The 4,386-nt window shown below is 46.0% G+C and carries 4 protein-coding genes and 1 pseudogene; 1 reads left to right on the forward strand and 4 read right to left on the reverse strand.

Features of this window, described 5'->3' with window-relative positions; genetic code table 11:
• Positions 1-195, reverse strand: a pseudogene (locus ABYT30_RS16170) (long-chain fatty acid transporter); the annotation flags it as partial.
• Between the two features lie 147 nt (positions 196-342).
• Entirely contained in the window at positions 343-1,242 is a 900-nt protein-coding gene (locus ABYT30_RS16175) for a fatty acid desaturase (protein WP_373097501.1), read from the reverse strand.
• Positions 1,243-1,374: 132 nt separating this feature from the next.
• On the opposite strand from ABYT30_RS16175, the gene ABYT30_RS16180 reads away from it, so the two are divergent.
• The gene (locus tag ABYT30_RS16180; protein WP_373097502.1) at positions 1,375-2,394 is read left to right on the forward strand and encodes an AraC family transcriptional regulator; all 1,020 of its coding nucleotides are present in this window, start codon (positions 1,375-1,377) and stop codon (positions 2,392-2,394) included.
• 18 nt (positions 2,395-2,412) lie between these two features.
• Here ABYT30_RS16180 and ABYT30_RS16185 read toward each other — a convergent pair whose 3' ends face one another.
• Both ABYT30_RS16185 and ABYT30_RS16190 read right to left on the reverse strand, forming a co-directional pair.
• Complete coding sequence (locus tag ABYT30_RS16185) at positions 2,413-3,237, reverse strand: alpha/beta fold hydrolase (protein ID WP_373097503.1); 825 nt, start codon at positions 3,235-3,237, stop codon at positions 2,413-2,415.
• Between the two features lie 445 nt (positions 3,238-3,682).
• Positions 3,683-4,386: cytochrome P450 (locus ABYT30_RS16190; protein ID WP_373097504.1), on the reverse strand; the 704-nt coding region annotated here is incomplete at its 5' end.

Here is a 4,386-nt window from a genome sequence, read left to right on the forward strand (position 1 = left end):
ATCCAGCTTATTCCCTACCGAATTCATACCTGCCGGATTGGTGGCTGCCGCCAAAGCGTCTTGAGACCACGCAACGCCAGCACCTCCCATACCTTTATTAACAGCACCATAACCATGCGAAAAATATCCATTTGATGCGTATGCAACCGGTACTAGCAAAAAGGTCATCAACGGCATTACCAACTTTAAACACATAACACTCAGTTCCTTTATTCAACATCACAGAGGGCCAAACATGAACGCACCTCACAATTCTTCTCAACTTGCCATTAAGAGAAGTTTTTTATGCTTCGAAAACTCACCCGCAATAACAACGCAAGAAAGCCTCGATAAAAATCAGTCCTAACTCCTCGTCACCGGCGCCCGACTCCAGATACCAAGAATTGGCGTACCATGCGCACGCAGTATCGGCTCAATATCCCGATGCAGCGCGTGATAGCGATAGAAGGGAACCCGAGGAAATAGGTGGTGAACTGAGTGAATATTTTGGCCTAACCAAAACCATTCCAATGGACGCATCCACCGGGGCATAATGAGGCTACTCGTATTCTGGTAGCGCTCAGTATTGTCATACGGATAATGCGGCCGATACGCAAACCAATAAGCCGTAAAGAGACCGCCAAAGAAATACCCCACCAAAACAACAATAGAGATGCCAGGCTGATCAATAAGCAGGATAGCAAGTAGACGCCACCCCAGCGAGATACACAGTTCAGCACTGTAAACAACACGCTCTTTTAAATCGGCAGAATGCCAATTATTTTCCGCGAAGAAACTGTTCTGAGCATAGAAGAACTTTAAGGTGGTCAGCAATACACTAAAAGGCCCCTTACCCATCCCGCTAATCAGATAATCCGGGTCCTTTCCTTTAATGTTGGTATAACGGTGATGAGTAAAATGCTCGTGACGATGGGAGGCAAACGGAACACCGATAATGGGCGCAACCAGATAGCCACAAACATCGTTCACCCACCGCATCCTCGATTTACTACCATGAATATTTCCGTGGACAGCTTCGTGCAAGGGCGTATACGCCATATAGGTTAGGACACTAACAAGCGGTGTAGCCAACCAAACGGTTATCACATCATTTGCAAAAAGCACTATACATAGTACGAATAGACTACATACAAGCAATGTAAGCGCTATCGTCGGCCAAGCAACTTTACCCATATAACTTATCGCGGCACCTAAAGCCTTCTTATTTAAGTCCTTTAGCTCTTCCTGCATTTTCATTACCATGTAACAATTGAAAATTGAATTATTTAACAGTACTCAATGTACAGCGGCGCCTTTAAAAGTAACATGACACTTATGTCCTTTCGCGCGGTACTTATGGCCAGAAATTAGCACCACCCAACTCAGGCTTTTCACATGGGAAATACCCAGAGCACCCGTCGTCCTGTCGCTATAAGCAAAGTGATGATAAATTTTGCGAAAAATCACGGTGTAGATCCGGAAACCTGTCTATTTGGAACCGACATCTCAGAGCACCGCCTTAACGACGGCGCGGCACTCATAGAGCGCGAACAGGAAATGCGGCTCATTGAAAACATCATGCTCGCACTACCCGATATACCCGCACTAGGCTTTAAAATTGGCCTTTGCTACAACATCGCCACTTTCGGGATTTGGGGTTTCTCATTGCGAACCTGTCGAACCCTCAGGGACGCCCTCAACACCGCGCTCCGTTTTCTACCATTAAGCACCGCTTATTGCGAAATTAACGCCTTCGAGGAAGACGGCTATTTTGGTTTGCTCATGAACCCGCAATCCATACCCAGCCATCTCCGCGATTTCTTGTTAGAACGAGATATGGCCGCCAGCATCATAATCATCAAAGAGCTTAGCCTAAATGAAATTCAGACTATGCAGACCGAATTTAATGCCTTGGATACTACAAACTCAGCCTACATAGAGTCGGTCTGCGGGGTTAAACCACTTTATCAAAGCAGGCGCAACGCCATTCGCGTTCCTATTAAATATATTGATAAACCACAGCCTACTTACGATGCCAACCTAGCGAGACTATTAAGCGATCAATGCGCCAGGCAATTGCGCCAGCGACAAACTGGCGGAATTCGCGATAGCGTTAGGAATCAAATTTTAGGCGACTTAGGGCTAATGGCATCGCTAGACGATGTTGCGTCTGCTATAAATTTATCTACCCGCACACTCCGGCGCAGATTAGGTCATGAAAACACTAGTTTTCGCGCTCTGGTAGAGGAGGAGCGAAAACAAATGGCGTTCCAACTTCTAGTAAGTAGCGACATGAAAATAGAAGAATTGGCTGCGCATTTAGGCTACACGGACACAAGTAGTTTTACTCGAGCCTTTCGACGCTGGAGCGACTGCTCGCCGAGAGATTACCGACAAGCCCAAAACGGTGGGTGAGTAGCAAAAAAGCCTACACTAAGAGCTGACTGTAACAGCGCTATGCTCATCACCCTTTGTTAGGAAGCTTTTAACTATTTCCATAACCTTTCTCGGGTCTTCATGGTGTGGGACATGAGTTACTCCGTCCATAATAACGGCCAGAGAGTGTCCTGAAACAGAGCCGGCAATGAAATTGGGAAACGCGACTGATCCGTATTCATCATTGTCACCGTGAATTGCCAACACCGGACACTGCACCTCCTTTAGATGGCAAACCAGATTCCAATCTCTGAACTCAGGATCAAGCCAAGTTTCAGTCCACGCAGCCAAGACCCAGCGAGCTTTATTACCATGGTATTTGGTAAGCTTTTCCATATTGATCGGATTACTGAAGTACTGCTTCGCAGCTTCGATCCCGTTTATTGTTTGTTCTTCTATAAATGGCTGCGCAGACTCGGCAATAAGACTAGAGCAGAGCTTAGCTCGGGAGTGAATAGCAGCAATTGCTATCGCCATACCACCGCCGACACTATGACCAAATGGAACCACCGCGTCCAAGCCTAGAGACGCACAAAGTGATGGGAAAACAATTTCCGCTTCTTCGTCAATGAATCTGCGCGACGGTCGTTCTACGCGTTCGCTGGACCTACCAAACCCCAGCCGGTCATAGGCGACAACTGTGCGACCAAGGCTAAGGGAAAGCTGAGCCGGAAACTCTCGCCACAGAGCTACACAGCCTAACGAATCGTGCAACAGGACGATTGGAGGTGACGTTGACGGTTCTACTGGATGCCAAATCCGGACATAAATACTTCCACCCGGAACATCAACATATTTTTCTTCTGATTTTCCGCGCCGCATAGATTATACCGCCCCTATTAGCATGAAGATGGCACGACAAGCATTGGAAAAGAGCATTCAGCGTTATCAAAGAAAAATATCGCGATCATCCAGAATGCCTCATTGTCGGTTAATGAATAAAGTATCGCCTTCAAGGAAATCCTGGCTCAGAAGTTTATCGCAATTGACGGCAACCTAGAAAGTCGGCGCTCGCTATAATTAAGAACATGAATAAACGAGGATAAGCACTACAAAATAGACAATTATTAAAGTATATATGTACTATATACGTAAAAATTATTTCATAAAAAGGCCCCCGAAGGGGCAAAGGCATCGTCAATTACTCAGCTATAAACGCCGAGAAAACCAGAATATTAACTCTAATAAATTTAATTAAAATACAGCACAAGGGAAAGCTAATACACATTGGCACCAAGCTCCCCCGTATTACTAACACTACTCTAAACTACTTCGATGTAAGTTTAACCATCATCTTCGAATAGCCTTTTACAAAGTTAGACTGCACATACTCGGGCTCGCCAACTACTTCGATTTTATCGAATCTCGCTAACAATTCTTCCCACAGTATACGCAACTGCAACTCAGCAAGACGATTACCCATACAGCGATGAACGCCAAAGCCAAAGGAAAGGTGGTTACGCGCGCCTTTTCGATCCACGATAAACTCATCAGGCCGCTCAATTGCGCGCTCGTCTCTGTTGCCAGAGGCATACCACATTACGACCTTGTCACCCTTTTTGATGGTTTTGCCATTTAGCTCCACATCCTGCTTCGCGATACGACGCATATACGCCAGCGGCGTTTGCCAGCGGATAATTTCTGACACCATGTTTGGAATCAAGCTAGGATCGTTCTTCAGCTTAGCAAACTCGTCAGGGAAGCGATTCAAGGCAAGAACACCACCAGACATCGAGTTACGGGTGGTGTCATTACCACCAACAATTAAGAGAACTAAATTACCAAGGAACTCCATAGGTTTGTTAATCAGATTCTTAGTATCTGCATTATTCTGCAACATACCGATTAGATCAAAACCTACTTCTCCACCGGCAGCAATCTTTTCCTCTTTAACGCGCCAAAGTTGAGAAAAATGCTTGGCCATATCCCTCATCCCCTCGAACAGCTCGTCGGTATTGGTCGAGCCGCCAG

Origin of the sequence: Zhongshania sp., assembly GCF_041623545.1 — a bacterium.
Lineage (GTDB): Bacteria > Pseudomonadota > Gammaproteobacteria > Pseudomonadales > Spongiibacteraceae > Spongiibacter.

What these genes read in the sequence shown, in the direction of transcription:
- ABYT30_RS16175 (WP_373097501.1), bottom strand. Translation starts at nt 1,242, where the DNA reads ATGGTAATGAAAATGCAGGAAGAGCTAAAGGACTTAAATAAGAAGGCT.
- ABYT30_RS16180 (WP_373097502.1), top strand. Translation starts at nt 1,375, where the DNA reads ATGGGAAATACCCAGAGCACCCGTCGTCCTGTCGCTATAAGCAAAGTG.
- ABYT30_RS16185 (WP_373097503.1), bottom strand. Translation starts at nt 3,237, where the DNA reads ATGCGGCGCGGAAAATCAGAAGAAAAATATGTTGATGTTCCGGGTGGA.